The following is a 20,699-nucleotide window of genomic DNA, read 5'->3' as shown; positions in this document are numbered from 1 at the left end:
ACAATACTTGAATATTGATTTATATGAGAAAAAATAAGATTCTGATACTGGCTTTACTAGTTTGTTTGAGCATTCCGGTCAGAGCGCAGGATACAGACAACAACATTATAGGTATTGTTGTTGATAAATCGGGAAACCCAGTCTATGGAGCGTCCGTTAATGTGGAAGGTGGCGCAGTGGAGACCCGGGTTGAAACTGATAAAGATGGCAAATTTGAAATTGCGGTCGAGAAAGGACAACGCTTGAGTGTCGTTTCTGTTGACAAAGGTTCTACCACAGTTACGGTAAAGACTGGTGCTCCGATGACAATTGTGATGGGATATGCAGCACAGACAATTGATGTGGGAGCTAACCGGACATTCAATCGTCATGAATCGACGGCGGCTGTTTCTACCACATATAATGAAGAGTTTAATAAGCGGTCTTCCCAGAACATATCCAACTCTTTATATGGATATGGATTAGGTCTTACTACTTTGCAGAATGCGGCTAGTACTGGGCTGACGGCAGATCCTACGTTTTATGTGCGTGGTTTACAGAGCTTGTCAAGCAGCACGCCGCTTGTGCTGGTTGACGGTTTGGAACGAGACATGAGCCTGGTTAGTCCGGAAGAGGTGGAATCCGTGTCTATTTTGAAAGATGCCGCAGCCGTGGCATTGTACGGATACAAAGGAGTGAACGGTGCTATCCTGATTACGACGAAGCGGGGTAAATACAAAACCAAAGAGATAACGTTTACGTATGATCATATCATTAATACCCAGTCTCGTCGTCCGGAATTTGTAGATGCGGCTACGTATGCTTCTGCAGTGAATGAAGCGCGCGGATATGAAGGGTTGGGCAATCGGTATACTCCGGAAGAAATCGACGCTTTCCGTAATGGAGCAGGCAATGGTGGGGCTTCCCGTATGTACCCTTATCTATATCCTAATGTGAACTGGATTGATGAAACCTTTAAAGACAGAGGGGTTTCTAATAAATATACGATTGAGTTCCGTGGGGGAGGAACAAAGTTCCGCTACTATACTATGGCGAATTTATTAACAGATAAAGGGTTTATCAAAACCCCGAATGCAAATGACGGATATTCTACACAGAATATGTATTCACGTGCTAATTTGCGTACAAATCTGGATATTGATTTAACGGGAACTACCAAATTGAAGTTGAACCTTCTCGGTACATTATCCGAATCCCGGATTCCGGGGGCTTCGGCTAACTTATGGGATATGATTTATTCGATTCCTTCTGCCGCTTTCCCGGTTCGTACGGAAGATGGCAGTTGGGGAGGAAGTACTACTTGGGCAGGGACGTTGAATCCTGTCGCACAATCGCAGGGGGCTTCTTATTCAAAAGGACACTCTCGTAGTTTGTTTGCCGATCTTACTTTGTCACAAGATTTGTCTGGTTTACTGAAAGGATTGGGAGCTAATTTTCGTTTAGCTTATGACAACTATTCCAATATTTTGGAAGATCATAGCAAGACTTATACTTATGCCGGTTATGCAACAAGTTGGACAAATAACGGTCCGTTTTATACTGCCATTTCCGGTGGTGAATCCAGTGAAATGGGTTCGGGTGCGGGGATTGACAATTGGGCGCGTCAGTTTAACTTTGCAGGTAGTATTGATTACAATCGCTCGTTTCAGAAATGGGATGTGTATTCTCAATTGAAATGGGATTATGAATATCGTGATTCTTATGGCTTGAATACTACTATCTATCGACAAAATGTTTCTTGGTATAACCATGTAGGCTTTTCTAATCGCTATTATTTGGATTTGGCATTAGTGGGTTCGGCTTCCAGTTTATTGGCACCGGGGCATAAATGGGCTTTTTCTCCCACTGTTTCTGCTGCTTGGGTGCTTTCAGAAGAAAAATGGTTGAAAGACGTGTCTTGGGTGAACTTCCTGAAACTGCGGGCTTCGTTTGGTGTGATTAATGTTGATTATCTGCCTAAAGACGGAAGTACTACCGTATATGACTATTGGGACCAGATTTATACTACTACCGGTACACAATATAAGTTTAACAGTAGTTACGACTCTGAATTCGGAAGTACTATTATTGGTCGCTTGGCAACTGCTAATTCGACACATGAGAAAGCGTATAAATACAATGTTGGTATTGATGCTGTGTTGTTCAACGGATTGGACTTGACGGCAGAAGGCTATTATCAACGGAGAAAAGATATTTGGGTATCTTCCGAAGGTAAATATACTGATGTGTTGGGAGTAGACGCTCCATTCGAAAATGCCGGAATCGTTGATAGCTATGGTATGGAACTGGGACTTAACTATACGAAACGATTAGGAGATTTCGTGTTCAACCTTGGCGGTAATTTTGCTTGGAATAAGAATGAAATTAAGGAACAATTGGAAGAACCGCGTTTATATAATAATCTTGTGCAAACAGGAAATAGGTTGGGACAAGTGTATGGAATGATAGCTGAAGGTTTCTTCAAAGATAAAGAAGATATAGCAAACAGCCTTACACAAAACTTTAGTACGGTAGTGCCGGGAGACATAAAATATAAAGATGTGAATGGAGACAAAATCATTGATGCCAATGATAGAACTGCTATCGGTTATAGCACGATAGCTCCGGAGATTTATTATTCTTTCCATTTGGGAGCTGAATGGAAAGGGATTGGAGTGGATGTAATGTTCCAGGGAACAGGTAACTATTCTGCTGTACTGAATACGAAGAGTATGTTTTGGCCGTTGATAAATAACACGACACTTTCCACTCATTATTATGAGAATCGTTGGACACCGGAAAATCAAAATGCCAAATATCCTCGGTTGAGTTCACAGAGTAATGCTAATAATAACCAGACTAATACCGTTTGGTTGGCAGACCGGTCATTCTTGAAGTTACGTAATGCGGAGGTGTATTACAGATTTCCAAAAGAATTGATGAAGAAGACTAAGATACTGGGAAGTGCCAAGTTGTATGTCAGAGGAACGGACTTGTTCTGTTCAGATCATATTGATGTGGCAGATCCGGAATGTTATGGTGTAGCGACTCCGCTGAATAAGAGTGTGGTAGTCGGTGTTACGATTGGTTTTTAATCATAAAAACAAAGCGAAAGAATGAAACTGAAAAACATTATCTACGGAATGATGTGTGTAGCCACACTCGGTTCCTGCTCAGATAAGATGGAATATCATGAGTACAATAACTATGATGAGGATTTTGTAAAACTCAACTTCGGTAATGTAGGAGGGTTGATAACAAATATCTATTTGTCCATGGATGTGGACTTTGGAAATTATAGCGGGGCAATTCTTGGTTCTGCTACTGATGAGTCCGAATATGCTTATTCGGGAAATCAGATTGAAGACTTTTATAATGGTTCTTGGAGTCCGTCGAATGCTAAAAGTAGCATGTGGACGTCCTGTTATGAAGGGATAGCCAATTGTAATTTATATCTGGAGAAGTTTACCGGACTGACATTTCCCGAGTTGGCTTTGAACAGTGATTATGCACAACAGATGTTCCGTTATAATAATTATCAGTATGAAGTACGTTTCCTTCGGGCGTATTTTTACTTTAATTTGGTACGGCAATATGGGGATGTGCCTTTTAGCGACCATATGTTAACAGCCGAAGAATCGAACACGTTATCGCGCAGACCGGCACAGGAGATTTTTGATTATATCATAGCTGAATGTGATGATATAAAAGATAAGATTATTGTCGATTACAGTAAATTGGGAGATATGGCATTGCCCAGCAGTCCGGCGGAAACAGGACGTGCCAACCGTAAAACAGTATTAGCCTTGAAGGCTCGTGCAGCATTGTATGCGGCAAGTCCTTTGTTTAACCCGACTGATAATAAAGAGCTGTGGTATCGTGCAGCTAAAGCCAATAAGGAAATTTTGGATGACAGTAATGGATTTGCTGAAAAAGCTAAACTGTTGGTGGATGATTATTCATCACTTTGGAGTAAGGATAGTTATAATGATGCTACTAGTGAATTGATTTTTCTCCGTCGTGCCACTACTACCACTAATTCTTTTGAGGGATATAACTTCCCGGTAGGGTTGGAAAATTGTAAAGGTGGCAACTGTCCCACACAGACATTGGTAGATGCGTATGAGATGAAGGATACAGGGATGCGTCCGGATGAGTTGGATAACTACGATCCTGCTAATCCTTATTATACCAACCGCGACCCTCGTTTTTATCTGACTATTGCCAAGAATGGAGACGAAAAGTGGCCTAACTGGAATACTGTTCCTCTGCAAACCTATCAGGGTGGGTTAAATGCGGAACCTTTGAGTGGCGGTACTCCGACAGGCTATTATCTGAAAAAGTATTGTCAGACGGCAGTGGATTTACGTGCGGGCACAGCTTCAAAGACCTATCATTCATGGATTACGTTCCGTTTTGGAGAGTTCTACTTGAATTATGCAGAAGCTGTATATAAATATTTGGGTAGTCCGTATGCGACGGATAGTGAATTTACGACTTCGGCTGTGGATGCTATCAAAGTAGTTCGTACTCGTGCCGAAATGCCCGGATTCCCTACTAATATGAGTAATGACGCTTTTTGGAAAAAATACCAGAATGAGCGTATGGTAGAATTAGCCTTCGAAGGACATCGCTTTTGGGATGTACGGCGTTGGAAAGAAGGTGACAAGCATTTCAACAATATTGTTGAAATGAAAATTACAAAAAATGATGATGGTACTTACGCTTACGAACGTAAGACAAAGATGAGAATGTGGGATGATAAGATGTATTTCTTTCCCATTCCGCAGAGTGAACGTTCTAAGAATCCGAATTTGGAACAGAACCCGGGATGGTAAATCCCGGGTATCCGGAAAGAACGGAAACGGAAGAGGAGTTTTGAATTTATTATTAAAATAAAGATTTGGAAATATGAAAAAATATAATCTGTTATTATGGGTGTTTTGTCTGTTGATGGCAGGAGCTTGTTCAGATGATGAGGCGGTGGTTCCATCGGTGGGGGAAGAAGAAGAACTTCCGCCTTTGCCGCCGGTTGAGGTGGTTACAGGCAATCGTGCTATGTGGGTGAGTTATGATCCTATTTCAGGAGACGATGTAAATGCAACTACCGGCATATCATCTGCTTTGGTAAGCTGGCGGTTGCTAAAGACAGATCCGGCGAATGTAGCTTTTGATATATACAAGTCGGAAGATGGCGGAGCAGAACAAAAATTAAATGAGAGTCCTATTGTAAATGCAACTTGTTGGTCGGACGAGACGATTGACGTGAGCAAGAATAATACTTATCGTGTGACTTTGGCTGGAACTGCAGAAACACTTTGCGATTATCAGTTTACATCTGTTATGGCTGAAAAGTTTTATCATGAGATTCGGTTAAATATGAATGTGCCTGATGCTTCCTTGACTTATTCGCCGGATGATATTCAGGTGGGTGATTTGGATGGTGATGGTGAACTGGAGATTGTGGTAAAGAGAGAGCCTTATGATGGTGCGAACCAAGGTGAATGGAAGAATGGGACTACCTTGTTGGAGGCTTATAAAATGGATGGTTCGTTTTTATGGCAGATAGATATGGGTATTAATATCCGTTCTGGTTCTCACTATACCTCGTACGTTTTGTATGATTTTGATGGAGACGGCCGATGCGAGATTGCTTTCCGTTCGTCGGAAGGTACGAAGTTTGGTGATGGCAAAACGATTCTTGGGGCGAATGGATTTGTGAATGACTATCGTTGTCGTGAAGAAGGTGGTAAGGGATGGTTTTCCGGTGCTGCTTTACCTACTATTTGTGGGCTGGTGTTGGAAGGACCTGAATATATTTCTATTTGTAGGGGATTGGATGGGCGTGAAATAACCCGTGTAGATAATATTCCAAGAGGCGGTGAAGGTTCTAAAAAAAGTCGTGCTAAATATTGGTGCGATTATTGGGGGGATGATTATGGTAACCGTATGGACCGTTTCTTTATTGGTGTTGCCTATCTTGATGGTATTCCGGATGAAGCGACCGGAGTAAGAAAGAGTAATCCAAGTTTGATTATCAGTCGTGGTATTTATAAGAATTGGCAGGTATGGGCTCTCGACTTGAAAGGTAATAAATTGGAGACACGCTGGAAATTTGATACAGCCGAACATTCACCTAAATGGCTGGCAATGTGTTCACATGCTTTCCGTGTGGCAGATTTGGATGGGGATGGCAAGGATGAAATCTTATATGGTTCAGCGGCTATTGATGATGATGGTAGTGAATTATGGTGTTCAGGCAATGGCCATGGCGATATTCTGCATGTAGGCAAATTTATTCAAGACCGTCCGGGATTACAGATTGTAGCTTCGTTTGAAGAACAAGAAACGTATATGAATATAGGACATGGTTACGGATGTCAAGTGATTGATGCCAGAGACGGTTCATTAATAAATGGACATGCACCCGGAATGAGCGGGGATGTTGGACGTTGTATTGTGGCGGATGTTGATCCGGAAAATCCGGGTTTTGAGTACTGGTCGTCAGTACAATCCGGCATGTATTCTTGTAGCACAGGTCAGGTTGTTAACACAAATTATCCAACGGGCATAGGTGGCGGTGTGTGTTATAATGTAGCTATCTATTGGTCGGGAGAAGGGACGCGTGAAATGTTAGACCGTGCGTTGGTGTTGAGTTATAAGAATAATTCATTATTAAATCGTCAGCGTTTGGTGAATTTTAGTGTCGGCTATGGCAGTAGTCAAGGAAACCATGGTACAAAATACAATCCTTGTTACTATGGTGACTTCTTGGGAGATTATCGTGAAGAGGTGATTATGGGGTCGGAAGATGGCAAATCCATTTATATTTTCTCTACCAATCATCCCACTGCCCATCGTCTTCCGCATCTGATGACAGACCATACATACGATATGTCGCAAGCTATGCAAAATATGGGATATAATCAGGGTACTAATCTTGGTTATTATGTCGGTGCTGAAACTCTGAAAACATCTGAATCGAAAGAATAAGAGAAATCTTGTTTTATTTAATACCAGTTTATCAGGAAAGAACAATCCGATTATTGTATCGGGTTGTTTTTTTGTATCGTTGAACGAATAAACAGGAAAATGGATGATATTATATTTCTTAATTTGTCGGAGCTCTTTATTTTTGCAGTATAAGATAGCTGATTTACATATGAAAAAACTTTGTTCTCTTTTGTTCCTGTTTATAATTTGGGGAACGAATACAAAAGCCCAAGATAATCAAGTCTCCGGTCTTAACGCCCGCCAGTTTCATAAATATTGGAAGGTGGAATCGGAATCTCCTGATTATAAAGTCATATTCCTGGGTGATACTGCTGAAATTGTATCTCCCAAAGGACTGACTTTATGGCGGAAGGAAAAGATGAACGGACGGGTGACAATTGAATATGATGCGTGTGTAGTTGTAGAGAAAGAGGGAGACCGCCTGAGCGACCTGAATTGTTTTTGGATGGCTTCGGACCCGAAATCTCCTGATAATATTTGGAAACGTGAGAAATGGCGTAATGGAATCTTCTTGAATTGCTACTCTCTGAAACTCTATTATATGGGATACGGTGGAAATTATAACTCCACAACACGCTTTCGCCGTTACGATGGCAATGAGGCTGCGATTACAGAATCCGGACTTCGTCCGCCTATATTGAAAGAATATACGGATACCGGTCATTTGTTGAAAGCAAACCACTGGTATCATATCAAGATTACAAATGAAAATAATAGGGTTAGTTATTACATAGATGGTGAGCGACTAGTGGATTTCTGCGACGCCGAACCCTTGAAAGAAGGCTGGTTTGGTTTTCGCACCACCCTTTCACGTACCCGTATTACTAATTTCCGCTATGAATGTGTACCGCAGCAAACTTCCGTAGTGCCGTTACATTGGATTGGTGATGTTCCCGATCAGGATAAACCGGTAAGTTTCGGTGTACCTTTTGATGAAGGCGAAATCTTCCCGGAAACTTCATTGCAGTTAAAAACTGCTGATGACAAGGATATTCCGATTGATACCTGGACATTAGCTTATTGGGCTGACGGTTCTGTGAAATGGCAGGGAGTTGCCGGGGTAATCCCTGCCGGGACAGAAAAACTGATATTGGAGAAAGCTGTAAAAGCGAAAAAGGCAGAAAAAACAGCAAAGCCGAAGAGTTTGGATGACACCTGTCAGAGAACATCTTCTGTCTCAGTGACAGCAATGCCGGAAAATATCCGGATAGAAACAGGTGTACTTTCCGCATTTATTCCTCGAAGTGGAGAGTTCTTGATAGACAGCCTGCTATATAGAGGAATCAAAGTAGGTGAGAAAGCACGTCTTATATGTAGTACCCAAAACGAGCCGCTTCTTGATAACACATCTCAGTTATCTTTTGCTCATTATATAGGAGAAATTAAATCAGTCAGTGTCGAACGTCTCGGTTCTGTGCGTGCACTTGTCAAACTGGAAGGAGTACATAAAAGCCGGAATGGAGACAACCGGGAATGGCTGCCATTTGTAATCAGACTCTATTTTTATGGTGGAAGCGAGCAGATAAAAATGGTACACAGCTTTGTTTACGATGGAGAACAGAACAAGGACTTTATCCGTAGTCTGGGCATTCGTTTTGATATTCCCATGCGCGAAGCCCTATACAATCGGCATATTGCTTTTTCGTGTGCCGATGGGGGAGTGTGGAGTGAACCGATACAACCATTAATAGGTCGTCGTGTACTTACATCGGGGCTGCAACAGCAGCAAATGGAAGGTAAACGTGTTCCGCCTTATGAGTCTTTTGATGAAAGGGGACGTTCTCTGCTCGACAATTGGGCTTCATGGAATGATTACCGCCTGTCTCAACTTTCTGTTGACGCTTTCTCTATCCGCAAACGTGCCAACGACGATAATCCCTGGATAGGGACTTTTTCCGGCACACGCAGCAATGGATATACGTTTGTCGGAGATATTACCGGAGGATTAGGACTTTGTATGCACGATTTCTGGCAATCTTATCCTTCTTCCATTGAAATTTCAAATGCACGTACTCCGACAGCTACCCTTACTGCGTGGTTGTGGAGCCCGGATTCCGAACCTATGGATTTACGGCATTATGATAATGTAGCCCATGGCTTGAATGCCAGTTATGAAGATGTTCAGGAAGGTATGAGCACGCCATATGGCATTGCCCGTACAACTACCCTCACACTTATTCCACAAGGTGGCTATACCGGAAAAAGGACTTTTGCTGATTACGCCAAACAGTTTTCTAACCCTAGTCTACTAATGCCAACTCCCGATTATCTCCATGACCGCCAAGCTTTCGGTATATGGAGTCTTCCCGATCGTAGTACTCCATTCCGTACTCGCGTAGAAGACCGTTTGGATGCCTATATCGATTTCTATCGGAAAGCCATCGAACAAAATAAATGGTATGGTTTTTGGAATTACGGCGATGTGATGCATGCTTATGATCCCGTTCGGCATACTTGGCGTTATGATGTCGGTGGATTTGCTTGGGACAATACGGAACTGGCTTCTAATATGTGGCTATGGTATAATTTTCTGCGTACCGGACGTGCCGATATCTGGCGTATGGCAGAAGCCATGACCCGGCATACGGGTGAAGTGGATGTCTATCATATCGGTCCCAATGCCGGATTGGGTAGCCGTCATAACGTAAGTCATTGGGGATGCGGTGCAAAAGAAGCACGAATCAGTCAGGCTGCATGGAATCGTTTTTACTATTATCTTACTACGGATGAACGCTGCGGCGATTTAATGACCGAAGTAAAGGATGCCGACCATAAGCTTTATGAACTGGACCCCATGCGTCTGGCTCAACCTCGTAGTGAGTATCCTTGCACTTCCCCCGCCCGTCTGCGTATCGGTCCCGATTGGCTGGCTTATGCAGGTAACTGGATGACAGAATGGGAACGTACCGGCAATACAAAGTATCGTGATAAAATCATCGCAGGAATGAAAAGTATATCCGCTCTGCCCAATCGTCTTTTTACCGGACCGAAAGCACTCGGATTCGATCCGGCAACAGGTATTATCACTACCGAATGTGACCCTAAACTGGAAACGACCAATCATTTGATGACTATCATGGGCGGATTTGAAGTAATGAATGAAATGATGCGTATGATTGACTTGCCCGAATGGAAAGACGCATGGCTTGACCATGCGGTACGTTATAAGAAGAAGGCATGGGAATTGAGCCACAGCCGTTTTCGTGTATCCCGCCTGATGGCCTACGCTGCCTACTATACTCGCAATGTCCAAATGGCGGAAGAAGCATGGAAGGAGTTGTTCACCCGTTTGGAGCATACTCCTGCGCCGCCTTTCCGCATCACTACCATACTTCCACCGGAAGTTCCGGTTCCATTGGACGAATGTGACGGTATCAGTACGAATGATGCGGCTCTTTGGAGTCTCGACGCTATTTATATGCAGGAAGTTATTCCGAAGGATGAATAGCAGAAGCGTTTATTTCTTCACATTTCACCATATCCCAACCTTGGAACTGAATTAGCAAAAGGTGAAGTGTCGTTCCGGTTGCCAGTTTCTGTACAACTTTATCCTTACTGTATTGCAACAGTTGCAGCCTTCCTTCTTCTGCCTGAACTCCAAGTTCAGCATCGGTAGCCGTGCGTGTAGCGTATTTCAGTTCCAGAATATAGCTGTGTTCTATATCGGAATAACGTATTTTGTCCGGCAACAGGAAGAAGTCACAATAACCATAGTTCATTTCCAGTTCCGGCTGTACGAGATAATAGGAAGCAATGGCAAGATAGGCTTTCAGGAAACCTTGCAGGTTTCTTTCCCCTTCTATTGCGTCACGTATGGAAGAGTTCTCCCGATAGGCACGGGCGATGGTTTCGAAGAATGGTTTCCAATGACCGTCGAAGGCGAAATCATCTATCAAGTCTTTCAGATGTGAAAGATTCAAGGTATGAGCCTGTTGATAGTAGTCACGCAAGAATCCAAGGTACTGCTCGCGTACACAATTATTAGGTATGCACATTTTCAGACGGTCGCCACGAGTGCCGCACATGGTAAGTAAGCCATAATAATAGAGCAGGCTTCGGAAGTTCTCAATATCTGCTATTTTCTCTGACGGGAATGAGGTATGCAAGTCTACCAGTATTTCACCTTTTGCCGCTATTTCCTCGATAGTGCTCATGCGACTTCCCTCATGGGTGTTGTCGTGGTCAATGCGTGCCAGCATTTTCAGTTTACTGTAATCCGTACGGATATTCTTGTCTACCATGTTTTCGGGCGGACGGTGCTTTTGTACTTGGGAACTTAAGTAGTAGAGAGTCATATCACAGTTGAATATTCGGTCGTCGTTTAGACTCATTCGTGCAAAACAATAGTTATCGTACCATGGTTTCATCTCTGTTATCATTGCATCTATATTTCCTGTTAACATTTCGTGATTCTGATAATAACGGAACATTTCACGTACTTCAGATTCGCTGAATCCCATCATTGCATTAAATGTTTCGTCAGTCGATATATTCCAGTCAATATTATACCCGCTAGACAAATCGTCCAGTGTGATAGGGCTGACTCCCATTAGGAAAATTCGGTCAAACATACCTTTGAATTGCTTGAAGTATTCACGGTAGAAGCCGCTGGCATGAGTCAGGTCATGGAACATTTTCTGTCCGTGTTCACTCAATATGACGTTGGTAAAGTTGTCATATTCGTCGATTATCAGATAGAGTGGATATCCTTTTTCTTTAGCCTTTACTTCGATATACGATAATTTTGCTTTAGCGCTTTCAATGCTTTCTACTGTTAACTTGAAATCTTCATCATAATAAGATGCGTATTCATGGGCAAACTGGTTGATGATGATACTGCAATATTCATTAAAGCTACTCATCAAGTCTGCTCCCGGCAGTGAACAGCCTGCTTTTGAGAAGTCGAAGAAAAGGACCTGGAAACTGTTATGTCCTTTTGTTGGACGGCTTCCTATCCATAAGTCACCGAAATACTTGTCGAAGTTATCCTTCTGTATTATGTCGTAATAAGTACGCATCATGCTTATGAATAGGCTTTTTCCGAAACGTCTCGGACGAATGAGAAAAAGATAGCTGGGCATTTCCTCGATAAGAGGCAGATACATGGTCTTATCGACGAAATAGAAGTTTTCGTTCCGCATCCGGTTGAAGTCGGATATTCCGTATGGTATTCCTTTCACTTGACTCATATTGGCAGGCTTTTAATTTATACAGGCAAAGTTAATCTATTCCGTGGAATAAATCAATGATTTGCGATTGTATTATATCAGATACGGTCATTCATTTTCCCTTGAATAAAGGTGAATATATCCTATCCCGATGTTCCATTTTTAAGATTAGACCGTGAAATAGTCGTTGCGAAATTGACGAACTGGAAAGAAAAGTGCATAAATAAATGCAATAATATACGAGAATGTAGGCGAAAAGTGAATAATGTCAGGTAGAATATACATCTTTTCTAATGGAAAAAGGGTTCGTTGGGTTTAAACCAACGGGGTGTTCCTCACCGAGGAACGCTATCTTCCTCACCGAGGAACCTGTCCTTCATCGGTGAGGAACATAACGATGTGTTTTTTAAAGCTGATTTTCCCCTAATTGGCTCGGAAAAACAAAGTGATGACTGATGTTGTAATGAAAGATTTATTTTGAAATATATTCCAATTTGTAGCTATTATTAGACAAAATGAATCTTAATTGCTAGGTAAACTCCGTAAAGGATAGAAAGGTGAATTTGTACAAAGGCAAATGCCGGAGCTTTTGAGTTTTTCTTTATCAAGCATGTTGTTTTCTTCATTCAGCACTGTTTAAATATCCCTTTTTTAATATAGACTATCCGAAGCAGTCCGGATAGTCTATATTTCTCCTTTGTCCTTTGCTGTCTTTATTGGATTCTCTTTAGTATTATTTTAAATAGCTCTTTAGCGGACAATCGGTCTTTTTCAACCCTTCCGCAATACTTTTGGCATTCATATGCGCCCCTTTCAAAGAAGTATGCGTGTGGTCGTGATTGTAGTAAGCTGCCGCCTTCTTTACACCTTTCTTTTCAAGTTTATCAGCACTAATTTTGTTCAGGTCTATAAAGTAAGCTCCGGTGGCTTCGGCAGCTTCGCGTGTCCATTTGCCGAAAGATTCTGTGTTGCGTTCTATCTTTCCGTCTTTCCATTTGTTGCGTGGAGTATGGCTCAACACAATGGGAGTTGCCCCTTTTTCTTGAACGTCCCTGATAAACTTACGGAGATACCAGCCGAAAGTATAAACAACTTGGTATTTGCCTGTCTTTTCCATAAGGAAGACTTTACTTTCATCTCCCGATCCGGGTAATTCGGCACGGGCTTTTCCCGTATTTATAGCTCCAGCGTCGTTGTGACCGAACTGAATAAGTACGAAATCTCCCGGTTGCAGGGCATTATATACTTTATCCCAACGACCTTCATCCAGATAAGTACGTGCACTACGTCCTGCCATCGCACGATTTTCTACGGAAATCTTATCCAAGTTGAACTCGTCAGCTATTACGCTTCCCCAGCCCCACATACCGTTCTTGTCTTTATCTTCATTTCTGACCGTGCTGTCACCGATAGTGAACAATACCGGACGTCCTTCCTTGCGGCTGGAACCTGTCACGGTATCCTGTTCGACAGGTTTCAGATAATTGGCTAATTCCAGTCCTTTATACGTACGTATTCCTTCAGCAGCAGACTCGGCGTTTACTTTGGCGCCGAAAGCGCTGGTGTGAATTCGGTCGATATAGAACATATATTTCACCTTATCCTTGCCGAACTTCTCGAACTTGCGGGCAGTGATATCATTCAAATCTATGAAAGGGACATTCTGTTGTTCCGCCACCTGCTTCGCCCATAATCCGAAAGTCTTGTTGACACGTTTGACAATGGTGCTGTCCTTATCTTCCCAGGCATTGCGGGGAGTGAGAGAGAACAGGATAGGATGTGCGCCTTTCTCCTTTACGTCACGGATGAAACGGCGCATATATTCGCCGTAAGTATATACGGTTTCTTTGACTCCGGTTTCTTTGATTGTCACGTTCAGCGTATCGTTGCCGATTCCCGGAATAGAGGCACGGGCACGTCCGCTGTCATAAGGACCGTTGTCGTTGTGTCCCAGTTCGATGATTACCCAGTCACCGGGGCGCACACCCTTGATTACATCCGGCCAAAGACGGTTGTAGAAAGTGCGGCTGCTGGTTCCGCCCAACGCGTGATTCTCTACTGTAATCCGGTCGGAATCGAAAGATTCGCCTGCATAGTATCCCCAGCCCCATTGACCGTTGTTGCCGTTTCCCAAAGTTCCGGTGCGCATGGTGGAGTTTCCCACCAAGAACAATACAGGGTTATTGCCCTTACGGCTCGAACCCGCTTCCGGTCTTGACGTACGTGCTTTGTTCAGGCTATCCAGCGTATTGTCAATCACTTGGTTGACATCTTTCATAGGAGCAGCTACCTTATTCTGTGCCTGCATTTGCAGACTGCATGCGATGATTATCAGTCCGCATACATACTGAAACAACTTGTTTTTCATTTTCTGTTTTCTTTGAAATCCCTCACTGACCTGTCCGAAACCTGTCAGTGAGGGAGCTAACTACAAACTAACCTCTACTTAAACCTAATGGGTGATTATTCTTAACCTTATCGAAAACTATCTTTATTTTAATTTATAAATCTCCGTTCCGGCAAGCAGGAAGCAACCTACTCCGTAATCTTCAAAATCGGGAACACTCTTATAAGTAACCGGTTGGCCGTCTTTGGGCTCCTTACCCGTACCTTGTACATATCCCAGGAAACCGTTCGGATGAACAGCATCTTTCACCATTGCATTCCATGCCTTTAAAGCAATCGGGAGATATTCCTTGCGGTCGAGCAGTCCGTTGCGAACTCCCCAAACCATTCCGTACACAAACAGTGCCGTGCCGGAAGTCTCTTTCCCGCCAAAGTTCGTAGGGGCATGAAGGCTGACATTCCAGAAGCCGTCTTCGCGCTGGCACTTTTTCAATGCCTTGCTCATGGCCAGAAAGTCGTTGATATAGTCCTGACGGTGTTTCTCGTCAGCAGGAATTTCATCCAGTACACGTACTAAAGCGGCATATACCCAGCCGTTTCCACGGCTCCAGTAGCAATCTTCGCCGTTCGGTTCCTTATACGGCGGATTAAAATCCTGGTCGCGCCACCACAAACCGTCTTTCTGGTTGAACATACCCGTCTCGTCATGCTGGCTGCGTGTATAATAGTACATATCCCACATCTTGTCGTAGTACTTCTGCTCTCCGGTCATTTTGCCGAACTTGGCGAAGATAGGCATTGCCATTTGTACGGCGTCAATCCACCACCAGTCGTTTACTTGCGGAGTGTTCACCACCATGTCGATGCTCGCCTTGATATTCCGAATCATGTTCGGGTCGGACGGACATATATTATATAGGTCGATATAAGTTTGTCCGCAACAGTGGTCGTCGGCGTTGCGGGTGGTGTTGCCGTTGCGCATTCCCCATTTGTGGAAGTCCGCCCAGTCGTAGGCGTAGCGATAATAATCTTCGCGCGGGTAAATGCTATATAAAGACATCAGTCCTTCGTAATATACGCCGCGAGTCCATATGTTGCTGGGACGCACACGACCGTAAAAACTGGGAATGGTATAATCGGCGTACTTTTTCATAAAGTAGTCGTTTACCTTTATAATAGTCTCTAAAGTCTCCTTTTGTGCAGGCAGCTCTTGTGCTGCGGCTGGATTTACGGTCGTCAGGCAAAAAAGAAGTGTTACTGTAAAGAATGAGAATAGTGATTTCTTCATGGTGCAATAGTTCTGTTTTATTAGTTCACTGTTTATAATAATTTCTAATTGCAAAGGTAAGGGACGTGCTTCTTTTTTTCAATGGATTTTCGTGCATATGTCTTTAATTTTGTTCACAAGATAGGTAGAAATAGCCTCGAAAGTATACTTTATGATGATTTCTACATATTTCTGTACGATATTCTATTTTATCAATAGCCCGCTTCCCTTACATTTGTGGGGTAATTTGATAATCGATAAAACTATGAGGTACATAACCTGCTTTTTTTGCCTGTGTCTGACGGTTGCTTTTCTGGCAGCCCAGCCGGCCTACGACTTGACGAAGTTGAAACGTGAACATTTGGGACGTGGCGTCATTGCCATTCGTGAGAATCCTTCTACCGTAGCCGTTTCCTGGCGTTATCTCTCTTCCGACCCGATGAATGAATCATTTAATATATATAGAAATGGTGAAAAGATAAATAAACATCCGGTGAAGGAGGCTACTTTCTTCCAAGATACATATACAGGAACAGCCCCCGCCCTTTATACCGTCAAAGCTGTCAAAGGGAAGACTGAAAGCAGTTATCAACTGCCGGCGAGTGCTCCGGCAGGTTATCTGAATATCCCATTGAATCGCCCGGAAGGTGGGGCAACCCCGTCGGGACAAGGTTTCTTCTATGCCCCGAATGATGCAAGTATCGGTGATGTGGACGGTGACGGTGAATACGAGATTATTCTGAAATGGGATCCGAGCAATGCCCACGATAATTCGCATGACGGCTATACGGGAGCTGTGATTTTTGATTGTTATAAACTAAACGGGCAGCACTTGTGGCGTATCGACCTGGGAAAGAATGTACGTGCCGGAGCGCATTACACTCAATTTATGGTTTATGACTTGGATGGTGACGGTCGTGCGGAAGTCGTGATGAAAACCGCAGACGGAACTGTGGATGGAACAGGTAAAATGATTGGAGACGCCAATGCAGACTATCGGAACCCGCAGGGCCGTATCCTGACAGGACCTGAATATCTTACCGTCTTTAACGGACTGACTGGAGCAGCCATGAAAACGATTGATTATATTCCCGAACGCGGCAATTTAATGGACTGGGGGGATAACCGTGCAAACCGCAGTGACCGTTTTCTGGCTTGCGTGGCTTATCTTGACGGAGTTCATCCGAGTGTCGTGATGTGCCGCGGCTATTATACCCGTACTGTTCTGGCTGCTTTTGACTGGGACGGGAAAGAACTGAAACAGCGTTGGGTATTCGACAGTAATACCCTTGGATGCGAAGACTATGCCGGACAAGGAAACCATAACTTGCGGGTAGGCGACGTGGACGGTGACGGATGCGATGAGATAATTTATGGCTCATGTGCTATCGACCATGATGGTAAAGGGCTTTATTCTACCAAAATGGGACATGGAGACGCCATTCATCTGACTCATTTCGACCCTTCACGCAAAGGTCTGCAAGTATGGGATTGCCACGAGAACAAACGCGACGGAAGTACATACAGGGATGCGGCAACCGGAGAAGTCTTGTTTCAGATAAAGAGCAATACCGATGTCGGACGCTGCATGGCGGCTGATATCGACCCGACTTATCCGGGTGTTGAAATGTGGTCTTTAGCTTCCGGCGGAATTAGAAGCGTGAAAGGCGAAGTAGTGCAAGAACAGGTGAAAGGACTATCTTGCAATATGGCTGTCTGGTGGGACGGAGATTTGCTGCGTGAACTGCTGGACAAGAATATCGTGAGCAAATACAACTGGGAAAAAGGAATCTGCGAACGCATCGCCATTTTCGAGGGCGCTCTCTCCAATAACGGAACGAAAGCGACTCCTTGCCTGCAAGGCGACATTATCGGCGACTGGCGCGAAGAAGTGTTGATGCGCACAGCCGATAATACGGCTTTACGGCTTTACGTTTCTACCATTCCCACAGACTACCGCTTTCATACTTTCCTGGAAGATCCGGTGTACCGTATCAGCATTGTAACCCAAAATGTCGCTTATAACCAGCCTACGCAACCCGGATTCTACTTCGGTCCCGAATTAAAAGGTACCGTATTCAGAGGATGTAAAATACCTAAAAAATAAAAGATGAATATTCGTATCATAGCCATTGCTTCATTACTGATAGCCTTGCCTGTCAGTGCACAGAAAAAGAAAACAGTAGTAAATGATTCCAATACACCTTTACATTTGCTGCAGCCTGCTTATCAGGGTACTTACGGTGATTTGACTCCTGAACAAGTGAAGAAAGACGTAGACCGTGTGTTTGCCTATATAGATAAGGAAACTCCCGCCCGTGTAGTAGACAAGAACACAGGCAAACAGATTACCGATTACACCGCAATGGGAGAGGAAGCACAATTGGAACGCGGCGCGTTCCGTTTGGCAAGCTACGAATGGGGAGTGACCTATTCCGCCTTGATAGCGGCAACCGAAGCTACCGGTGACCAGCGTTATATGAACTATGTACAGAACCGTTTCCGGTTTCTGGCGGAAGTAGCTCCGCATTTCAAACGAGTGTACCGGGAGAAAGGGACAACTGACCCTCAACTGCTGCAAATACTGACTCCTCACGCGTTGGATGATGCAGGAGCGGTATGTGCTGCCATGATAAAAGTCCGCCTGAAAGACCAATCGCTTCCTGTGGACGGATTGATTGACAATTATTTCGATTTTATAATTAATAAAGAATACCGCCTGGCAGACGGAACCTTTGCCCGCAATCGCCCACAGCATAATACGCTCTGGCTGGATGATATGTTTATGGGAATCCCCGCAGTAGCGCAGATGAGTTGCTATGCTAAGGCTCAGAAGGAGAAATACCTTGCAGAAGCGGTAAGACAATTCCTGCAATTTGCCGACCGTATGTTTATTCCCGAAAAAGGACTGTATCGCCACGGTTGGGTGGAAAGCAGCACCGACCATCCTGCTTTCTGCTGGGCACGTGCCAATGGATGGGCGATGCTGACGGCCTGCGAACTGCTTGACGTATTGCCGGAAGATCATCCCCAACGTGCGAAAGTAATGGACTACTTCCGGGCTCACGTGCGTGGCGTGACAGCTTTGCAGAGCGGGGAAGGGCTTTGGCATCAACTGCTCGACCGTAACGACTCTTATCTTGAGACTTCCGCTACCGCGATTTATGTCTACTGCTTGGCGCACGCCATAAATAAAGGCTGGATTGATGCAATCGCTTATGGCCCTGTCGCTCATCTGGGCTGGCATGCCGTAGCCGGGAAAATCAATGCGGAAGGTCAGGTGGAAGGCACTTGTGTAGGTACGGGAATGGCTTTTGACCCTGCTTTTTATTATTACCGTCCGGTCAATGTATATGCAGCGCACGGATACGGCCCGGTGCTTTGGGCAGGTGCGGAAATGATTCGCCTGCTGAAGAACCAGTATCCGCAGATGAACGACAGTGCCGTTCAGTATTATCAAGTAAAACAAAAGACAACGGCTCCTATCTTCGCAGTCGATACGGAAGACACTAAGTAATTAACTTTAAATATAGATTAAAGCCATGAAACGAGAAGCATTTAAAATGTATTTGAAACCCGGCTGCGAAGCCGAATATGAAAAGAGACATGCCGCCATTTGGCCTGAACTGAAGGTATTGCTTTCCAAGAACGGTGTGTCGGATTACTCCATTTATTGGGACAAGGAGACGAATATCCTTTTCGCCTTCCAAAAGACGGAAGGGGACGCAGGTTCGCAGGACTTGGGCAATACGGAGATTGTACGGAAATGGTGGGATTATATGGCGGACATCATGGAAGTGAACCCGGACAATTCGCCGGTATCCATTCCTTTGCCGGAAGTGTTCCACATGGATTGAGCGTTTTGTAATAGGTTAAATTGATTTTAGGGAAATACTTGTTTTTATTAAACAATTGGAATTACAATTCCCTATGCCTGGACATTTCGCTATCTTTGCATCGAAATATATCGGAATTTAGTTGAATATATCGTATTCCGTAGGCAGAAGTCTTGAACATAAGGATTAAATAAAAAAGCTGTTTACCATATCGATAAACAGCTTTTTTTATTAGTGAGCCTCTTGTCGGATTCGAACCAACGACCCCGAGATTACAAATCACGTGCTCTGGCCAACTGAGCTAAAGAGGCGTTATTTTCTTTTGCGGGTGCAAAGGTATGAATTTATTCTAAAAATGCAAATACGTCGCGCACTTTTTTTATATTTGTAGTCTCATTAATGATTATAAGAAGATGAAAAAGAGAATTACGAATGTGTGTGGAATGGCATTTTTAGCCATAAGTATATTGGCATGTTCCGGTCAGAAGAAGGGAACGGCGAGCGTTGAAACAGTATCGGATAGCGTGGAAGTGACTTCGGAAACGGTGATTGCCGAAGCGGATAGTACAGGATATATTGTTCGGGTAGGAGAGACGGCTCCCGATTTCACGATTACCTTGACCGATGGTAAACAGGTAAGCTTGTCTTCTCTTCGGGGAAAAGTGGTGATGTTGCAGTTTACAGCGAGTTGGTGTGGCGTATGTAGGAAAGAAATGCCATTTATTGAAAAAGATATTTGGCTGAAACATAAAGACAATGCTGATTTTGCATTGATTGGCATTGACCGTGACGAACCGCTTGATAAAGTGCTTGCTTTTGCCAAATCTACAGGAGTCACTTATCCGTTAGGATTAGATCCGGGAGCTGATATTTTCGCAAAATATGCCTTGCGTGAATCCGGCATAACAAGAAATGTGCTGATAGATAAAGAAGGGAAAATCGTAAAATTGACTCGTTTGTATAATGAGGAAGAGTTTGCTTCCCTTGTGCAGATGATTGATGAAATGCTGAAGTAATATACAGCTATTCTTTAGTGATTTATACCATATAAAAATAGTGACGCTATCACATCAGGATGGCGTCACTATT

At 43.7% G+C, this 20,699-nt stretch carries 11 protein-coding genes and 1 tRNA gene; 8 read left to right on the top strand and 4 right to left on the bottom strand.

What is annotated here, in order from left to right; all coding sequences use genetic code 11:
* The first annotated feature begins 23 nt into the window (after positions 1-23).
* The 4 genes from ACGHVY_RS24645 to ACGHVY_RS24630 all read left to right on the top strand — a co-directional run bounded on the left by ACGHVY_RS24645 (position 24) and on the right by ACGHVY_RS24630 (position 10,441).
* On the top strand, positions 24-3,074 hold the full coding sequence (locus ACGHVY_RS24645; protein ID WP_390602123.1) for a SusC/RagA family TonB-linked outer membrane protein: 3,051 nt from the start codon (positions 24-26) through the stop codon (positions 3,072-3,074).
* Between the two features lie 21 nt (positions 3,075-3,095).
* Complete coding sequence (locus tag ACGHVY_RS24640) at positions 3,096-4,817, top strand: RagB/SusD family nutrient uptake outer membrane protein (RefSeq protein ID WP_390602122.1); 1,722 nt, start codon at positions 3,096-3,098, stop codon at positions 4,815-4,817.
* A 73-nt stretch (positions 4,818-4,890) separates the two neighbouring features.
* Entirely contained in the window at positions 4,891-6,972 is a 2,082-nt protein-coding gene (locus ACGHVY_RS24635; RefSeq protein WP_390602121.1) for a hypothetical protein, read from the top strand.
* Between the two features lie 169 nt (positions 6,973-7,141).
* The gene (locus ACGHVY_RS24630) at positions 7,142-10,441 is read left to right on the top strand and encodes a DUF6250 domain-containing protein (protein ID WP_390602120.1); all 3,300 of its coding nucleotides are present in this window, start codon (positions 7,142-7,144) and stop codon (positions 10,439-10,441) included.
* On the opposite strand, the gene ACGHVY_RS24625 is transcribed toward ACGHVY_RS24630, so the two are convergent.
* From ACGHVY_RS24625 to ACGHVY_RS24615, 3 genes are all read right to left on the bottom strand, one after another.
* The gene (locus tag ACGHVY_RS24625) at positions 10,422-12,182 is read right to left on the bottom strand and encodes an ATP-binding protein (protein ID WP_390602119.1); all 1,761 of its coding nucleotides are present in this window, start codon (positions 12,180-12,182) and stop codon (positions 10,422-10,424) included. The two genes, ACGHVY_RS24630 and ACGHVY_RS24625, sit on opposite strands and share 20 nt — an antisense overlap.
* A gap of 712 nt (positions 12,183-12,894) precedes the next feature.
* Positions 12,895-14,529 (bottom strand): rhamnogalacturonan acetylesterase, encoded by a 1,635-nt coding sequence (locus tag ACGHVY_RS24620; protein ID WP_390602118.1) that lies wholly within the window; start codon positions 14,527-14,529, stop codon positions 12,895-12,897.
* Positions 14,530-14,652: 123 nt separating this feature from the next.
* Complete coding sequence (locus tag ACGHVY_RS24615) at positions 14,653-15,795, bottom strand: glycoside hydrolase family 88 protein (protein ID WP_390602117.1); 1,143 nt, start codon at positions 15,793-15,795, stop codon at positions 14,653-14,655.
* Between the two features lie 244 nt (positions 15,796-16,039).
* On the opposite strand from ACGHVY_RS24615, the gene ACGHVY_RS24610 reads away from it, so the two are divergent.
* The 3 genes from ACGHVY_RS24610 to rhaM are packed head-to-tail and all read left to right on the top strand — an operon-like array spanning position 16,040 to position 19,631.
* Positions 16,040-17,881, top strand: coding sequence for a rhamnogalacturonan lyase (locus tag ACGHVY_RS24610; RefSeq protein WP_390602116.1), 1,842 nt, complete (start codon positions 16,040-16,042; stop codon positions 17,879-17,881).
* A gap of 3 nt (positions 17,882-17,884) precedes the next feature.
* On the top strand, positions 17,885-19,291 hold the full coding sequence (locus ACGHVY_RS24605) for a glycoside hydrolase family 105 protein (RefSeq protein ID WP_390602115.1): 1,407 nt from the start codon (positions 17,885-17,887) through the stop codon (positions 19,289-19,291).
* Positions 19,292-19,316: 25 nt separating this feature from the next.
* Complete coding sequence (rhaM, locus tag ACGHVY_RS24600) at positions 19,317-19,631, top strand: L-rhamnose mutarotase (RefSeq protein ID WP_390602114.1); 315 nt, start codon at positions 19,317-19,319, stop codon at positions 19,629-19,631.
* Between the two features lie 216 nt (positions 19,632-19,847).
* Here rhaM and ACGHVY_RS24595 read toward each other — a convergent pair.
* Positions 19,848-19,921: transfer RNA gene (locus ACGHVY_RS24595), tRNA-Thr, on the bottom strand.
* A gap of 102 nt (positions 19,922-20,023) precedes the next feature.
* Here ACGHVY_RS24595 and ACGHVY_RS24590 point away from each other — a divergent pair.
* Complete coding sequence (locus ACGHVY_RS24590; RefSeq protein ID WP_308745868.1) at positions 20,024-20,626, top strand: TlpA family protein disulfide reductase; 603 nt, start codon at positions 20,024-20,026, stop codon at positions 20,624-20,626.
* Positions 20,627-20,699 lie beyond the last annotated feature (73 nt).

It is taken from the genome of Bacteroides sp. f07, assembly GCF_042854785.1.
Lineage (GTDB): Bacteria > Bacteroidota > Bacteroidia > Bacteroidales > Bacteroidaceae > Bacteroides.
Note: the sequence above shows the minus strand (reverse complement) of the source record. Positions and strands in the feature narration are given on the sequence as shown.

Bases quoted from the DNA above. Each gene is read 5' to 3' on its own strand.
- ACGHVY_RS24645 (WP_390602123.1), top strand. From the start codon at position 24: ATGAGAAAAAATAAGATTCTGATACTGGCTTTACTAGTTTGTTTGAGC.
- ACGHVY_RS24640 (WP_390602122.1), top strand. From the start codon at position 3,096: ATGAAACTGAAAAACATTATCTACGGAATGATGTGTGTAGCCACACTC.
- ACGHVY_RS24635 (WP_390602121.1), top strand. From the start codon at position 4,891: ATGAAAAAATATAATCTGTTATTATGGGTGTTTTGTCTGTTGATGGCA.
- ACGHVY_RS24630 (WP_390602120.1), top strand. From the start codon at position 7,142: ATGAAAAAACTTTGTTCTCTTTTGTTCCTGTTTATAATTTGGGGAACG.
- ACGHVY_RS24625 (WP_390602119.1), bottom strand. From the start codon at position 12,182: ATGAGTCAAGTGAAAGGAATACCATACGGAATATCCGACTTCAACCGG.
- ACGHVY_RS24620 (WP_390602118.1), bottom strand. From the start codon at position 14,529: ATGAAAAACAAGTTGTTTCAGTATGTATGCGGACTGATAATCATCGCA.
- ACGHVY_RS24615 (WP_390602117.1), bottom strand. From the start codon at position 15,795: ATGAAGAAATCACTATTCTCATTCTTTACAGTAACACTTCTTTTTTGC.
- ACGHVY_RS24610 (WP_390602116.1), top strand. From the start codon at position 16,040: ATGAGGTACATAACCTGCTTTTTTTGCCTGTGTCTGACGGTTGCTTTT.
- ACGHVY_RS24605 (WP_390602115.1), top strand. From the start codon at position 17,885: ATGAATATTCGTATCATAGCCATTGCTTCATTACTGATAGCCTTGCCT.
- rhaM (WP_390602114.1), top strand. From the start codon at position 19,317: ATGAAACGAGAAGCATTTAAAATGTATTTGAAACCCGGCTGCGAAGCC.
- ACGHVY_RS24590 (WP_308745868.1), top strand. From the start codon at position 20,024: ATGAAAAAGAGAATTACGAATGTGTGTGGAATGGCATTTTTAGCCATA.